A 15,806-nucleotide genomic window follows, 5' to 3' on the forward strand; every position below is an offset into this window, starting at 1 on the left:
GCTTATGAGCCGTACCATCGTTGATCTCACCATGCTGCTGGAAGAGGGGATGCAGACCTTCCCGACTCTTTGGCATCCCTTTGTCGAAATCACTCAGCTGGGGCGCCACGGGATTGAGGACCGAGAAACCCGGAAACTGGTGATCGGCACGCATACCGGCACCCATATCGATGCGCCGCGCCATTTCATCGATGGTGGCGAGACCATTGATAATATCACCCTTGATCCAATGGTTGGTCCCGCTTCAGTGCTGGATATGCGCAGCTTTGGCGCGGATGCAGAGGTGCAGCCGGAAGATCTGGAAAAGGCGCTGGCGGGCCGTTCTGCGGAACGCGTCCTGCTGCAATATGGCTGGGACAGCACCCTGGGCACGATGGGCTACTATGATCGTTCTCCCTATCTGTCGGAAGCAGCAGCGCAATGGCTGGTGGATCAGGGCTGTCGCCTCTTGGGTATGGATACGGCGATGCCGGACAACCCCAAGAATGGTCGTGGTAGTGACAACGACTCCCCGAACCACACCATCCTGCTGGGCAATAATGTCCTGCTGGTTGAATATATGGTCAACCTGACCAGCCTGCCGACCGAAGGCGAAGTCTTCCTGGTTGTGGCGCCGATGAAGATCCGTGAGGGCGACGGCGCTCCGGTGCGGGCGTTTGCTATCCTTGAGGACTAAAGAGATGAGCGAATACCAGACTTGGCTGGCAGAATGGTTTTCGGCGCAGGCGCCGGATGTTTCCTTGGCCCCGCAAGATAACTTCTTTGATATCGGCGCCATCGATTCCTTTGGTGTCATCGAGCTGATTGAGGCTGCGGAAGACGCCTTTGATATCCGCTTCAGCAACGATGATTTCCAGGATCGCCGGTTCTCTTCGATTGCCGGGTTGGCGGAGATTCTGAGCGAGAAAAAGTCCGATGCGGTCTCAGTATAATCGATCTGACCTTGATCGGGCACTGGCAGAGTTGCCGATCGCTGAAGGGGATGTGCTGTTCCTGCATTCCAACATTGGCTTTTTTGGTCGCATGGAAGGGGCTGGCTCGATGGACGACATCTGTGCCGCCTTTGTTGAGGCTCTCTTCGAGCGGCTGGGGCCGGGCGGCACTCTGGTGGTGCCGGTCTTTACCTATTCTTTCTCCAGGGGGGAGGTCTTTGATCCGGAGGGCAGCGCCTCTGCCATGGGCGCCTTTTCCGAATGGATCCGTCGCCATCCAGATGCCAAACGCTCCTTGGATCCCAGTTATTCAGTTGCAGCCCTGGGCGCCCGCGCCCAGGAACTGACGCAAAACGCGCCAGAAAACAGCTTTGGTCCAGGCAGTTTCTTTGCGCGCTTCGATCAGCTCGAAGGCGCGATTTGCAATCTGAACTTTGATGCGGGCTCAACCTATCTGCATTATCTTGAGCGTCAGCGGCAGGTGCCCTATCGGTTCGACAAGAGCTTTGAGGGCACAATCCGTGAGGCTGGCATTGAGCGTGCAGCGCAGAGTACAATCTATGTGCGCTATCTCAGCGATGATCTGACCGCAGCGGCTTTTGAACCCTTCCATAGGGTGGCTTTGGAGCGTGGAGATTTCCAGACCCAGGCGCTTGGCCGAGGTCAGATCGGTGTGATCCGCACCACAGCCTGTCGGCAGCTTTTGGATGCGGTTCTTCCAGAGCGCCCCTGGCTTCTAACGCGCGCGGATGGCGCTGGAATAGCACCGGTTTTGACGCCCGAATAATATGGGAATACCGCTGCTTTTTCGGGAAGACAGAGGCAGGTTTTCGGGGCATAAGGGCGCTGAAATTGGGGGGGTAAAGAGAAGTTCCACTTAAGGCTGTACGGGCCAGGTGGCCTTCGCTTTACATGAAAAATACCCTATGCTAGGTAGCGCAAAAAAACAGCCTTCGAGCCCGCGCTACCTTTAAAACAGGTGGGATGAAGGCAAAACTGTTTAACGAATGCTTTCATTCAAGACATAGATATAGAGGAAATGATATGCTCTCTGGTGGTTCAATCCTGATTACTGGCGGAACCGGCTCCTTTGGCCACGCATTTACCAAGATGACGCTAGAGCGTTACAACCCCAAACGCATTGTTATCCTGTCCCGCGACGAGATGAAGCAGTGGGAAATGGCCAAGCTATTCAAGGGGGACAACCGCGTTCGCTTTTTCATTGGGGATGTGCGTGATAAGGATCGTCTCTACCGCGCTTTGGATGGTATCGATTATGTGGTCCATGCAGCGGCAACCAAGATCGTGCCAACAGCAGAATACAACCCCTTTGAGTGCATCAAGACCAATATTAATGGCGCGATGAACTTGATTGATGCCTGCATCGATAAAGGCGTGAAGCGCGTTGTTGCCCTGTCAACTGACAAGGCCAGCAGCCCCATCAACCTCTATGGCGCTACTAAACTGGCATCTGACAAACTCTTTGTGGCCGGCAACTCCTATGTGGGAGAGCATGATACCCGCTTTGGTGTTGTGCGCTATGGCAATGTCATGGGCTCGCGCGGGTCGGTCATTCCCTTCTTCCTCTCCACGCGTGACAGCGGCACTCTGACCATCACTGATGAGCGTATGACCCGTTTCATGATCACTCTGGAACAGGGTGTTGAACTGGTCTGGAAGGCCTTCGACGATATGGAAGGCGGCGAGATCTACGTGCAGAAGATCCCCTCCATGAAGGTGACTGAACTGGCCAAGGCGCTGGCGCCAAATGCCAAACTGGAATACATCGGCATCCGCCCAGGCGAGAAACTGCATGAGCAAATGATTGGCCCTGAGGATTCGTTGACCACCTATGAGTATGACGACTACTTCAAGATCCTGCCAGTGATCCATGAGGCAGCCTCCAATCCGGCGATGATCAAAGACGGGCGCAAGGTTGCAGAGGGTTTCCATTATACCAGTGACAACAACAGCGAGTGGATGACCAGCGAAGAACTTCTGTCCTGGGTGGAACAGAACTCCAAGGAAATTGGTAAGATCTGATGATACCCTACGGTCGTCAGGATATCTCGACCGATGATATTGAAGCTGTCGTCGAGGTGTTGAACTCAGACTTTCTGACCCAAGGTCAGAAAGTCCCGGCCTTTGAAGAGGCTGTTGCAAAGGCCAGCGGGGCTGCGCATGCGGTGGCGGTGAATAGTGCCACCTCTGCTCTGCACATCGCCTGTATGGCCTTGGGTGTCGGACCCGGAGATCGGGTCTGGACCAGTCCTATTACTTTTGTCGCCAGCGCCAACTCTGCCCTCTATTGTGGGGCAGAGGTGGATTTTGTCGATGTGGATGCGCGCAGCTACAATATGTGCCCGAAGGCTCTGGAGGCCAAGCTGCAGCAAGCCGAGGCCAGCGATCAGCTTCCCAAAGTGGTGATCCCGGTCCATCTCTGCGGCCAATCCTGCGACATGGAAGCCATTGGCAAGCTGGCACTGCGCTATGGGTTCAAGGTCATCGAGGATGCCTCCCACGCCATTGGCGGGGCTTACCAAGACCAGCCGGTCGGATCTGGGCGCTATTCCGATATCACCGTCTTCAGCTTCCACCCGGTCAAGATCGTGACCACCGCAGAGGGTGGCGTTGCGGTGACCAATGATGCGGCTCTGGCCCAGAAGATGGGTCTGGCACGCAGCCATGGTGTGACCCGTGACCCGGATCTGATGGTTGGTGAAAGCGATGGCCCTTGGTACTATCAGCAGGTAGATCTAGGTTATAACTACCGTATGACAGAGCTGCAGGCGGCTTTGGGGCTTAGCCAGATGACCCGCCTTGAGGAATTCGTCAGCCGCCGTCATGTGCTGGCCAAGCGCTACAATATGCTCTTGGCGGATTTGCCGCTGATCCTCCCCTGGCAGCATCCAGAGACCTATTCAGGACTGCATCTCTATGTGGTGCAGGTGGATGATCGGACCTGTGATCTGTCGCGACGCCAGGTCTTTGAGGCGCTGCGTGCCGCTGGGATTGGCGTGAATGTGCATTACATTCCTGTGCATACCCAGCCCTACTATCGTGACCTGCGGCCGCAGGGATATGATCCGCTGCCCAATGCCATGGGCTATTACAGCCGAGCCATCAGCCTGCCGATGTTCCCGACAATGACGGAAGAACAGCAGGATCAGGTGGTAAGCGCGCTTACGCAGATCCTGAACTGATGGCGATTGCAGTCATTCCCGCCCGCGGCGGCAGCAAGCGGATTCCGAGAAAGAACATCAAGCCTTTCTGCGGCAAGCCCATGATCGCCTGGACCATCGAAGCCGCGGCGCAGAGTGGCTGTTTTGATCGTATCATCGTTTCGACTGATGACGCCGAAATCGCTGAAGTGGCCCGGGATTGCGGGGCCGAAACCCCTTTTGTACGCCCGCCGGAGCTGTCGGATGATCACACCGGCACCGGACCCGTGGTGGCCCATGCCATCCAATGGCTGGGACAGGCGGGCAAAGCGCCGGATCTGGCCTGCTGCCTCTATGCCACGGCGCCCTTTTTGCAGGCGGAAGACATCCGGCGCGGCTATGAGGTAATCCAGGAACAGGGAGCCGATTATGCCTTTTCGGTTGCCAGCTTCGCCTTTCCGATCCAGCGCGCGCTCTACCTGACCGAGGCGGGGCGGCTGGCCATGTTCCAGCCCGAACATCTTGCAACCCGCTCGCAGGATTTGACCGAGGCCTATCACGATGCTGGCCAATTCTACTGGGGCACCGCCCAGGCCTGGTGTGAGGAGCGGCGCTTGTTTGACACGGGCTCAATTCCGATTGTGCTGCCACGCCACCGAGTGCAGGATATTGATGTGCCCGAGGATTGGGAACGGGCCGAGTGGATGCTGAAGGCGATGCAGCTGCAAAAGGCAAACGCATGAAGGTCGCAATCCGGGTCGATGCCTCCATCCAGATCGGGTCCGGGCATGTGGCGCGCTGTCTGACACTGGCCGCAGTTCTGCGCCAGGCGGGGGCAGAGGTCCTGTTTCTCTGCCGTGACCACCCCGGCCATATGGGCGCTTTGATTGAGAACCAGGGCTTCTCCCTCGCTCTGCTTCCGGCAACAGCTGCTCCTGCTGGTGAGGGGTCGGATCTGGCCCATGCGGCTTGGCTGGGGTCTTCGCAAATGACCGATGCAGAGCAGTGCCAAGCGGCGTTGCAGGGGTTTGGGCGTCCGGACTGGCTGATCGTGGATCACTATGCGCTGGATGCGCGCTGGCAGCGGCGTCTGCGATCAGAGGTTGGGCGCATCCTGGTGATTGACGATCTGGCGGACCGGGACCATGCCTGTGACCTGCTGCTGGATCAGAACCTGGGGCGTGAAGCTGGCGACTATGAGGGGCGGGTCCCTGCTGGCTGTCAGGTTCTCTGCGGGCCGCATTATGCTTTGCTGCGCCCAGAGTTCGCGGCGCTGCGCGAACAAAGCCTGCAGCGCCATCGCAGCGCGCCGCGTCAAGTGCTGATCACCCTCGGCGGGGTGGATCAAGACAATGTCACTGGGCAGGTTCTCTCTGTGTTGCAGGGCTGCAATCTGCCACAGGACATGCAGGTTACCGTCATTATGGGCGCCACTGCTCCCCATGTGGAGGAGGTGCGTCGTCAGGCCCGGACCATGGTTTTCCAATGTGAGGTGGTTGTGGCTGTGTCGGATATGGCTGAACGCATGGTACAGGCCGATCTGTCGATTGGGGCTGCGGGCAGCACCACCTGGGAACGTGCCTGCCTTGGCCTGCCCAGCCTGATTGTGGTTCTGGCAGAGAACCAGACAGGCATTGCCCAGGCCATTTCCGAAGCCGGAGCCGCTCTTTATGCGGGTAAGGCGGCTGAGGCTGATTTCCCGAAACAGCTGCGTCGCGCGGTTCTACAATGTCTGAGCGAGCCGGGGCTCCTTTCCAGGATGGGTGTGCGTGCCGCTGCCATCGTGGATGGGGTGGGGGCCTCCCGCGTGCAACTCGCTATGCAAGGAGAGATTCAGTCGTGAAGATTACCATACTCTGTTCCTCTGAAGACCATCCCATCAATGGGGACCTGGAAGCCTGGGTCGCCCGCTGGCAGGGGCAACATGATATTGAGATTATACGACGGGTTTCCCAAGCGGCAGGCGGCGATCTTCTGTTCCTGATCTCCTGTTCAGAACTGGTAACCAAAGCGGATCGGGACCGCTATCAGGCCGCTTTGGTCATCCACGCCAGCAACCTACCTCAAGGGCGGGGCTGGAGCCCTCATATCTGGCAGCTTTTGGAAGGGCGCACGGAGTTTACGGTGACACTGCTGGAAGCAGAGGATGCCGTCGATAGCGGAGATATCTGGCACCAGCTGACCTGCAAAATTCCTGAACATGCCCTCTGGGATGAAATTAATCAGAACCTGTTTGATGCAGAACTGGCGCTGATGGATTATGCGGTGCAGAATTGGGGGGCGCTCCAGCCGCGCCCGCAGGACAGCAGCATTGACCCAAGCTATTACCCAAAGCGCAGTCCCGCTGATAGCGAACTGGATCCTGCGGCAAGCCTGCAAGAACTCTTCAATAGCCTGCGCCTTGCGGACCCGAACCGTTTTCCTGCATTTTTTAAGCTGCATGGCCATAGCTATAAACTAACGGTGGAGAAGATTTCCGATGACTGACACCCTGTATATTGCCGACCGCGCCATTGGGCCGGATCACCCACCCTATATCATCGCTGAAATGTCAGCCAATCATAACGGCAATCTGGATGCAGCCTTTGCCATTATTGAACAGGCGCAGAAGGCGGGGGCCGATGCGCTCAAGATACAAACCTATACACCAGAGACTATTACCCTGAAGAGCGATGCTGAGGATTTCTGCATCAAAGGCGGGCTTTGGGACGGACGGACGCTCTATGATCTCTATGCGGAGGCTCATACCCCTTGGGACTGGCATAAACCGCTGTTCGAGCACGCCGCCAAATGCGGCATCCCCATCTTCAGCTCGCCCTTTGACACCACAGCGATCGACCTGCTCGAAGATCTTGGTGCACCAGCCTATAAGATCGCCTCTTTTGAAGCCATCGATCTGCCCCTGATCCGCTATGCGGCCAGCACCGGCAAACCGATGATCATTTCCACCGGCATGGCTGATGATGAGGAGATCGGCGAAGCCGTTGCTGCGGCGCGGGAGGCGGGCTGCAAGGAGCTGGTGCTGTTGCATTGCGTCAGCGGCTATCCGGCCCCGGCCGAGGATTACAATCTGCGCACCATTCCGGATATGGGCGCGCGTTTTGGCACTCTGACGGGCCTCTCGGATCACACGCTCAGCAATGCCACCGCCATTGCCAGCGTGGCCCTTGGTGCCTGTGTGATCGAAAAGCATTTCACTCTCGACCGCCAGGGCGGCGGCCCGGATGACAGCTTCTCTCTGGAGCCTGAGGATCTGGTCTCGCTCTGCCGAGACTCCAAGGAAGCCTGGGCTGCAATGGGGCAGGTGAATTACGGGCGCAAATCCAGCGAACAAGGCAATGTCACCTTCCGCCGTTCACTGTATTTTGTGCGTGACCTGAAGGCCGGCGAGGTGATCACTGAAGATGCGATCCGCAGTGTGCGTCCTGGTTATGGGCTGAAGCCCAAATTGGCCGATGCGCTGATCGGCAAACGGGTGAAAAGCGATGTCTCCTGGGGGCAGGCGACCTCCTGGGATGTCATTGAGGCGGATGACTGAGCCCTGCATGGCAGAGCTCTGAAAGAGGTAAGGTAAATGACAGACGGCAGGTTCATGCATGACTTGGCCACCCGGTTGTGGCCAATCAACCGCTCTATTACTGGCAATGGCCTACGCCAGACCCTGGAGATCCTGAAGGAACACCTGCCGGAACTGACCATCACCGAAGTGGCAAGCGGCACCCAGTGTTTTGACTGGGTGGTGCCACCAGAGTGGAATGTTACCCAGGCACGGCTGACCGCTCCAGATGGGTCGGTTGTGGCCGATATTGCGGATCACACCCTGCATCTTCTGGGCTATTCCACCCCTGTGGATCTGCGGCTCTCCCTGGACGAGTTGCAATCGCATCTCTACTCGTTGCCGGACCAGCCCGATGCAATCCCCTATATGACCTCCTACTACAAGGAGCGCTGGGGGTTCTGTATCACCGACACTGCGCGCCAGGCTCTGCAGCCCGGAGAGTATCACGCCCGAATTGAGAGCACACTCGATGCTGACGGCGCCTTGAGCTATGGCGAATTGGTCATCCCAGGAGAAAGCGAGCAGGAGATTTTCATCTCCACCTATATCTGCCATCCTTCGATGGCCAATAACGAACTGTCCGGCCCGGTTGTCGCCACCGCTCTCGCCATGTGGTTGAGCCGTTTGCCCCAGCGCAAATATACCTATCGCTTTGTCTTCATTCCCGAGACCATTGGCTCCATTGCCTATCTCAGCCGTAATCTGGAGGTGTTGCAGAGCCGCGTTATCGCCGGCTTCAATGTCACCTGTATTGGCGATGAACGTGGTTATTCCTACCTGGCTTCGCGTCATGGCGACACGCTATCGGATCGCGTTGTCCAACATGTGATGCAGCATGTGGATCCTGACCATATCCGTTATCCTTGGGAAGAGCGCGGTAGTGATGAGCGCCAGTATTGCGCGCCAGGGATCGACCTGCCGATCACCACGGTTATGCGTAGCAAATTCGGGGAATATCCAGAGTACCACACCTCGCTCGACGACCTGGAGCTGGTTACCCCGGCGGGATTACAGGGTGGCTTAGATGTTCTGCAAAAATGCTGTACTGTGCTGGAGGCGGACGCAGCTTATCGGGTCACGGTTCTTGGAGAGCCACAATTGGGCAAACGGGGGCTTTATCCGAATTTGAGCACCAAAGACACCAAACGCCAAGTCGCCAATATGATGAATTTAATTTCCTATAGCGATGGTCAGCATTCGGTGCTGGATATCGCAGAAAAATTGGATCAACCGTTTTGGGTGCTGCAGCCCATCGCAGAAGTGCTGTATGAGCATAGCCTTCTGGAAAATATATAACGGTAGATTGTTTGAAGAGTAGAACCAGATGACCTTAAAGCCTCTTGATAAATTGATTTTCAACCTCCCCGTTCAGGGGAAAAAGCACTTTGCACAACTTGAGAAAAGAGCTTGGGCTGCTTTGAAGTCAAACCCGCCTCGCGTGGCGGAGGCCGGGTTGTTGATTGAGCGGCTTTTCAAGATGAAAGCCCATTCGCCAGCAGCTCATGACATGGCGACTACTCTGTTGGATCTGGAACCGGATCATCGCTTCAAAAGCGGGATTGCCCGAGAGATACAAATCGCTCTCTTAAGTGCCCAATCAGGGGATCTTGATGCTTTTCTTGCCACCGCATCTGTGATCCGGCGTACCGCTGTGATCAAAAAGAACCTGCTCAGCTGTCTTTTGGCCTATTATCTGAATGAGGTTCGGGCTGGAAATTACCGTCTGACCTTTGACATCAGTAAAATCGTACATAGCGGTTTTCAGCCCAGTGTTATCAGTGCGGCCCTGGAGTTTATCCTTCTCCTGGACAGTGAAAGCGAAAAATATGGCCAGAACACGGATCTTAAAGCCTATCTGGAAAGCAAGACACCTAAATCGCGTCTGTTAGAATTCATCTACACCGAAAAATATCAGGACAGCGTTACGGCATATGAAAAATGCATGCGCTGGATTGCGCGCCGGTTGGATCAGGGGCTGGAGCCTGGGAAATCCCTGACCAAGCTGGGCAATCAGGCAACCATGGCCCTCTATCTGGATCAGAACATCTACTTCACGCTTGGAGACAATGCGATTGGGAAACCGATCATCCAGGAACTGGTAGAGCAGATCCACGCACGGCTTGCGGATGAGACCGCCGAATTGGGGGGCGCACAGCTCATCACCCTGGCCACCGCCTGTGCTGGCCTCTTGCGGTCCTTTAACGAAGACGCGGAAGCCGCGCGGCTGATCCGGGCGACTTTTGAACGGATGAAGGGCAGCTATAGGCAGGCGCGGTTGATTATCTCGGATGGATGCCGCACCCCGCAGCGTGGCATGACTGATATCGCCAGCCAGACCTTGCTTGATCTCAAAGCGGAATTGGTTGCGCGTCTGGATGAAGAATTTGTCCAATCCCCAGAGGAGCCAGTACTGGGCCATGTCATTGATGTCGCCCGTATTCTGGAGGAATTCAACAAAGAGCGTTCTTATGCTCTGCTCAAGTCATTGACCGCGGAAGGCTCAGAGATCTGGGACAATCTGGCCTTTCAACGCACGGTTCTGAGGACACAGAATAGCAAGACCGCTGCGATGGTACGCCCTTGGCTGTTGCAAGAGGGCAAAATCGCGGAACTGGCAGCCTCTCCCGTGGCCAATGCGGTTCTGCAGTATCTTTCCAGCTATGGTCCCGAAGAAGAGTTCCGCACCACCTTGCAGCAGATCAGTACAGAGACCCAAAGCAATGAGGATCTTGCAGGGCTGCGTGTTGTGGGTGCCGCACATCTGCGCGAAGATGAGATCTCGGATGCGATCTTCTGTTCTGCCAAGATTTTGGCGACCTTTGCCAAACGTATGGCTTCCAGTGACAAGACCTCTGATATTCTGCGCTACGTTGGCCATTGCGATCTTTTGAACCGGGCCATGTTCAGGAATGATATTGGCCCGATCTATAAAAAGGTGCCACAGCCTGAAGGCATGAAGGGGATCGTCTTTATGCTCCCTTACTATGCGCATCACGTCAATTTTTCTCCGGTCATGTCACTGCTTGAGCTGAAAAAGCAGGGCTATACGGTGATCAACCTGACCGAGGGTTGTCTGCCCTATGAACCCAGTGGCATTGCCGAGGTCGATCAATTCCTTGGCTGCCTGACCCAGGGCACGCTGAATTACAAGCATGACAAAACTCCCCGCGGTGTGGAGGATCTCTATTTCGAGTGGAGCATTGATTGGGAGGGTATGGATATCCGCTGTTCCGCACCTGGGTTGGAAGACACCAATATGTTCCAACAATTCCTGGAGCGGCTCTGTATCTATAAGCGGGCCTATACGATTGATATCAGCAACCTCTACATGGCGCGCATGCTGACAGCCCTGATCAAGCGCACCGACAATCTGCTGCAGATGTATTATGATATCTTCGAAGCCACCCGCAGCCTGGATGTGAAGGTACGCTACCTGGTGAATGAGGCCTATGCTGCCCCAATGGGTACAATCCGTTTTGCCTGTGCCGACCATGGAGCGGATCACGGGGTGCATTGCCTCTTTGCCCTCAATGCTTATGAGAGTTACTACGGCAAGACCAATGATGGGTTGTCCCATGCCTTGGCGCTTGAGGATATGACTCGCTATGATGCGGTCCGTGCGCCCAATCTGGCCGTGCCTGAAAAATTCAATGCCTGGGCCGAACAGGCCGATCTGGACAGCCTGTTGAAAAAGGCCCAGGATTTTACCGCCTCCAAGCGCAAGCCGAAACTGGTCCCTGAGGCCATCTCCCTGCGTGACAAGCTGATTGCAGATCGGGCCGCGGGCAAATTCAATGTCTGCCTCATCGGCAAGGTGGTGGTCGATCTGGGCGCCTTCCGCCTCTATGATGGGCCTGGCCATCGCGATATGAAAGATTGGATCCACCATTCGGTGGAAGTGGCCCGTGCCAATCCGCATGTGAACCTGCTGATCAAACCACACCCACATGAGCTGAACCAAGGGGTCTCCTTCTACCTGACGGAAACCCTGGCAGAGCTGGCTGAGGCAGAGAATTTCCCTGACAATGTGATCTTCCTGGACCACCATTGGTATTCGATCACCGACCTGGTGGATTTCGTCGATCTGGTCAGCATGTGGAACGGTACATCCTGTCTAGAGCTTGGTGTGTTGGAAATTCCGACAGTCATGTCCAGCCATTATGCCAAGATGGACTATCCCATCGGCTTCGCGCAGCCCCAATCGCGACAAGACTACGAAGATATTCTGACCGGTAAGAAGCGCATTACTCCGGGTGCCCGTATTCCCGAGCTTTCAGCCGGGCTGATTGAATATATCAGCACCACAGAAGTCTCCATTCCTTATGAATATAGCCGCCGCTATGCCTCCAATAAGAAATTGCGCGTCCCCAAGATGAGAATGGATCTGGTTGATCGCTATTTCCAGGAGGGAGACGAATATGTGACCGAGATGGCGGACCGTTTTTTCCGTCATTGACCCCCTTGGAGGCTAGACCCCAGAAGTTGAAACGCAGACGGACAGAGGAGGAAGCGCTCCTCTGTCCGTTTTTGAATTCCTGACAGGAGTGGGATTTATCTTGCCATGTAAGGGCAGGGGGGCTCAGAGGACCTCCACCTGAAAAGCTCGACCATTGAAACGCGTGATTGTCTGCAAAACACGCGTACCCAGATCTCTTGGACAGAACATATCCTCGACCCACTCCGGATTGGGAGCCTGGGCGCGCAGGTTGAGCATATCCTCAAGCGAGGTGATCACACCGCTTTGGGCAAAGAGCCTGCGCATCGGCTCCACCAGCGGATCAACATAGTTGTCGACAAAATCCAGATGCACCATGCAGGGCACGCCCGCGCGCAGCACATCAATGGCGGCGGTGGAGGTGCAGGTGATCCCCAGGGCAGCATTCTCCAGGGCCTCATCCATGGTGCAGGCTGTCAGCCTGAGGTTCGCGGGTGGATCCTGCAGTTCCTTTAGCAACCCCGGGTAGTCATGTTTTTCCAGATGCAGATGCTGTTGGTTTTCATGCGGCAGGTGGCGCAGTTTGATCCAGACCCTGTGATCGGGATTGGCCCGTGCGATGGCAGCCATGGCCTCTAGCATATGCAGGCGTCCGCGCTTGCTGGTGGGCGATAGCGCCTGGGTGAAGAAATAGATGTCGCGGCGTGTGGCCAGATCCGCCGGAGGCTCGATTTCGGGCCTCAGGAAGGTGGGGTGACCAAAACCCACCTCTTGCCACATGCGGTCCTCCCAGTTGGCAGCGCGTTTTTCATAGACCGGGATTTCGCTGGCTGGAAAGAGGTAGACCCCATCGCAGTTGCGGCGGCGGAAATAGCCGTTTTGTGGGAAGAAATCGAGACCTCCCAAGAAGGCCAGCACGCAAGCGCGCCCCGCTGCGGCAGAGATTTCCGGTCGTCGCAATTGGCCACCAAGCGCGCCAAAGACCCGGCTGGTCAGGATCGCCTTGTAGCGCTGATCCAAAAGCAGCTCACGAAAGACCCCTTTGCCATGGATCGCCAAGTCGGGGCCTTCAGGTAAAAGTTGTTCCATCTGCCGATAGGAAAGAGCGTTTTCCTCGACAACCCAGCCCATGTGGATCTTCAGATCTGGATCTGCAGCCCGCAGACAGTCCCGCATGCGCAGGGCAAAGAACAGGGTAGAATCATCGCTGAACAGGAGCAGAACCGGACGCGCCTCAAAGGGCAGGGGGATCTCTTCAGGCGCGTCAGCTGCCGCGGCAGGAGGCTGGTTCATCTGGTCTTATTTCCCTAGGGCGCTGTTTTGAGCCTTGAAAGCTTTCAGGATCTGCATCTGGGCTTTGTTATGGGCGCGGTTCCTGGCCGAGAGATGGGCCGGGTTCAGTGCCTCATGCTGCAGAGCCTGGGCCAGGTGGCGCAGAGGGGCACCAAGAGAGCTGCGCGACAGGCGATAAAGCAACTTGCCAAAACTGGACTGTTTCAATTTTTGCAGCATATGGGCCTGATATAAAAAGCTGGAAGTTGTAGCGGGATTTACATGGCTGGGGGAGCTTTGTAAACAAGAGCAACCGCCGCCCGGCGGTCCCAGCGCTACCCGAATGCCCTGATTTTTCCGGGGTTTTCTTTTCCGGATAGTTCTGCGGATACTTTAAAAGAATATGAGAGTGCCCATGACCAAGACCCCCGCCCCGGCGCCGCAGGATACGGCCTGTATCATTCTGGCACGCGGTGGCTCCAAGGGGGTGCCGGGCAAAAATCTGCGCCCCGTTGGTGGCGTGTCACTGATTGCCCGTGCGGTGCGGGCCGCACAGGCGGCCCAGGGTGTGGCTGCGGTCTATGTCTCAACCGATGATGCGGCTATTGCGGCGGAAGCGCGGCTTCATGGCGCCCGGATCATCGACCGCCCGCCTGAACTGTCCGGCGATACCGCCAGCTCGGAGGCCGGCTGGCTGCATGCGGTGCCTCTGGTGCGCGCAGATCTGGCCCAGCTGGACAAGCTGGTCTTCCTGCAATGCACCTCGCCCTTTATTCGCGGTGAAGACATCGATGGCTGTCTTGGCGAAATGGCGGCGCGCGGGGCGGATTGCGCCCTCTCGGTGACCGAGGATCATTCCTTCCTCTGGGGGCTGGATCGTGATGGGCTGGGTGTCGGCATCAATCATAATGAGCGTGAGCAGCGCCAGCGGCGTCAGGATCTGCCGCCGCAATATTGCGAAAGCGGTGCCATCTACTGCGTCGCCCTGGCGCCGTTTCTGCGGACTGGCCAGCGCTTCTGCGGCAAGGTGGCCCTTTATGTGGTGGATCATCCGCCGATCGAGATCGACAGCCTGCAGGACCTTGCCCTCTGCTCGCAGATCGCCCAGGCCGGCGGGCAGAGCGAAATCGCCCCCGCACGTCTGGCCGGGATCAAGGCCATCGTGATGGATTTTGACGGGGTGCATACGGATAATCTGGTGCTCACGGACCAGAACGGGGTGGAGAGCGTGTGCACCTCGCGCGGCGATGGCATGGGGATGCAGCTCCTGCGCGAAAGCGGGCGCTACCAGATGATGATCCTCTCCAAGGAGCGCAATCCGGTGGTGCTGAAGCGGGCGGAAAAACTGCAGCTGGAAGTGCATCACAGCGTCGATGACAAGGTGGCCGCGCTTGAGGCCTGGTTGGGCGAGCGGGGGCTTACCTGGGCGGACCTCCTCTATGTGGGCAATGACATCAATGACCAGGGCGCCATGGAACATGCGGGCCTCTCCGCCTGTCCCAGCGACTCTCACCCTCAGATCTTGGGGTTGGCCGACTGGATCCTGCCACAGCCCGGCGGCAAGGGTGCCCTGCGCGCCATGGCGGATGTGCTGCAGAGCAACTGGGCGAGTGCCCGGTGACGCGAGACACTGCAGGACAGTTGGAGGGGCGGACCGCGGTGGTCGCGGGCAATGGCGCTTCCATCACCGAGCTGGAGCCCGGGCGGATCCTGGCGGATGATTTCATCATCCGGGTCAATAACTTCTTTTTTGAGCCGGCCTTTTATCTGGGACAGCGGGTGGATCTGGCCTTTATGGCCGGCGACCCCCGGGTAGCACCTTTCATGTTTGAGACGCTTTACCGCTGTCGCCAAGACTATCAGATCGCCGGCTGGAGCAGCCATAACCCAAGGGTGGTGCGGGCCGGGCAGCGCCGCTTTGGTGCGCTTTATCAGCCGATGCAATACCGGGATGACAGCCTCAGATCCGAGGTGCAGCGCCTGATTGTCAAATACCAGCGCCAGCCTACCAGCGGCATCTATGCGGTGCTGATGGCTCATGCCCTGGGCGCCGAAAAGATCATCCTGGCGGGGCTGGATTTCTATACCGGCGCCAAGCGCTACCCCTTTGAGCCCGGGCCCCATTATCGCGCCTTGATGGGACAGGATCTGGGACAGCGGGGGCTGGACCATCACCTGCATGATCTGGCGCTGGATCTCGATATTCTGAAGATCCTGCAGGCGCGGGGGCAGTGCCAGCTGCTGCGTGCCCGCGAAAACCCGGTGCTGGAGGATCTGACCAGTCTGGCCCCCCTCAGAGCCCCCCTCAGAGAAGGCGAGGCCCTGCAGCGCCCGCGCCGAAACCCACCGGTGGACTGGGCCTCTCGCAGCGGAATTTATCCTATTTCACTTTTGAAATTCCTGCGCAGGGGCAGTAGCCTGATGCGGCAGATTAAGAGATTTTGATC

The 15,806-nt window shown here is 57.0% G+C and carries 15 protein-coding genes; 13 read left to right on the top strand and 2 right to left on the bottom strand.

Annotated features, from left to right (window positions below; genetic code table 11):
* Positions 1–4 precede the first annotated feature (4 nt).
* The 11 genes from RSK20926_RS20300 (at position 5) to RSK20926_RS20350 (ending at position 12,108) form a co-directional block, all read left to right on the top strand.
* Positions 5–676, top strand: a complete 672-nt coding sequence (locus tag RSK20926_RS20300) for a cyclase family protein (protein WP_008209644.1) — start codon at positions 5–7, stop codon at positions 674–676.
* A 4-nt stretch (positions 677–680) separates the two neighbouring features.
* Complete coding sequence (locus tag RSK20926_RS20305; protein WP_008209645.1) at positions 681–932, top strand: acyl carrier protein; 252 nt, start codon at positions 681–683, stop codon at positions 930–932.
* Positions 916–1,719 carry an AAC(3) family N-acetyltransferase gene (locus RSK20926_RS20310; RefSeq protein WP_008209647.1) on the top strand — a complete coding sequence of 268 codons (804 nt, stop codon included), beginning with the start codon at positions 916–918 and terminating at the stop codon, positions 1,717–1,719. The genes RSK20926_RS20305 and RSK20926_RS20310 overlap by 17 nt, the downstream gene beginning before the upstream one ends.
* Before the next feature lie 257 nt (positions 1,720–1,976).
* A complete protein-coding gene (pseB, locus tag RSK20926_RS20315) occupies positions 1,977–2,975 on the top strand; it encodes a UDP-N-acetylglucosamine 4,6-dehydratase (inverting) (protein WP_008209649.1) in 999 nt (332 codons plus the stop codon).
* Positions 2,975–4,135, top strand: coding sequence for a UDP-4-amino-4,6-dideoxy-N-acetyl-beta-L-altrosamine transaminase (gene pseC, locus RSK20926_RS20320; protein ID WP_008209651.1), 1,161 nt, complete (start codon positions 2,975–2,977; stop codon positions 4,133–4,135). Before pseB ends, pseC begins: the two co-directional genes overlap by 1 nt.
* Positions 4,135–4,836 carry a pseudaminic acid cytidylyltransferase gene (gene pseF / locus RSK20926_RS20325; RefSeq protein WP_008209652.1) on the top strand — a complete coding sequence of 234 codons (702 nt, stop codon included), beginning with the start codon at positions 4,135–4,137 and terminating at the stop codon, positions 4,834–4,836. The genes pseC and pseF overlap by 1 nt, the downstream gene beginning before the upstream one ends.
* Positions 4,794–5,936: a UDP-2,4-diacetamido-2,4,6-trideoxy-beta-L-altropyranose hydrolase gene (gene pseG, locus RSK20926_RS20330; RefSeq protein WP_198136603.1), complete on the top strand. Its 1,143-nt coding sequence runs from the start codon at positions 4,794–4,796 to the stop codon at positions 5,934–5,936. The genes pseF and pseG overlap by 43 nt, the downstream gene beginning before the upstream one ends.
* On the top strand, positions 5,933–6,580 hold the full coding sequence (locus tag RSK20926_RS20335) for a formyltransferase family protein (protein ID WP_008209656.1): 648 nt from the start codon (positions 5,933–5,935) through the stop codon (positions 6,578–6,580). The genes pseG and RSK20926_RS20335 overlap by 4 nt, the downstream gene beginning before the upstream one ends.
* Complete coding sequence (gene pseI / locus RSK20926_RS20340) at positions 6,573–7,631, top strand: pseudaminic acid synthase (RefSeq protein ID WP_008209658.1); 1,059 nt, start codon at positions 6,573–6,575, stop codon at positions 7,629–7,631. The genes RSK20926_RS20335 and pseI overlap by 8 nt, the downstream gene beginning before the upstream one ends.
* Before the next feature lie 36 nt (positions 7,632–7,667).
* The gene (locus RSK20926_RS20345) at positions 7,668–8,948 is read left to right on the top strand and encodes a DUF4910 domain-containing protein (protein ID WP_050773139.1); all 1,281 of its coding nucleotides are present in this window, start codon (positions 7,668–7,670) and stop codon (positions 8,946–8,948) included.
* Between the two features lie 211 nt (positions 8,949–9,159).
* Positions 9,160–12,108, top strand: coding sequence for a hypothetical protein (locus RSK20926_RS20350; RefSeq protein WP_198136604.1), 2,949 nt, complete (start codon positions 9,160–9,162; stop codon positions 12,106–12,108).
* Between the two features lie 123 nt (positions 12,109–12,231).
* On the opposite strand, the gene RSK20926_RS20355 is transcribed toward RSK20926_RS20350, so the two are convergent.
* Complete coding sequence (locus tag RSK20926_RS20355; RefSeq protein WP_008209664.1) at positions 12,232–13,380, bottom strand: DUF6716 putative glycosyltransferase; 1,149 nt, start codon at positions 13,378–13,380, stop codon at positions 12,232–12,234.
* A gap of 6 nt (positions 13,381–13,386) precedes the next feature.
* Positions 13,387–13,599, bottom strand: a complete 213-nt coding sequence (locus RSK20926_RS20360; protein WP_008209665.1) for a hypothetical protein — start codon at positions 13,597–13,599, stop codon at positions 13,387–13,389.
* 175 nt (positions 13,600–13,774) lie between these two features.
* Between RSK20926_RS20360 and RSK20926_RS20365 the strand changes: the two genes are divergently transcribed.
* Both RSK20926_RS20365 and RSK20926_RS20370 read left to right on the top strand, forming a co-directional pair.
* The gene (locus RSK20926_RS20365; protein WP_008209667.1) at positions 13,775–14,980 is read left to right on the top strand and encodes an acylneuraminate cytidylyltransferase; all 1,206 of its coding nucleotides are present in this window, start codon (positions 13,775–13,777) and stop codon (positions 14,978–14,980) included.
* On the top strand, positions 14,977–15,804 hold the full coding sequence (locus RSK20926_RS20370; RefSeq protein ID WP_008209669.1) for a hypothetical protein: 828 nt from the start codon (positions 14,977–14,979) through the stop codon (positions 15,802–15,804). Before RSK20926_RS20365 ends, RSK20926_RS20370 begins: the two co-directional genes overlap by 4 nt.
* The last annotated feature ends 2 nt before the right edge of the window (positions 15,805–15,806 follow it).

Source organism: Roseobacter sp. SK209-2-6 (assembly GCF_000169455.1).
GTDB lineage: Bacteria > Pseudomonadota > Alphaproteobacteria > Rhodobacterales > Rhodobacteraceae > Pseudophaeobacter.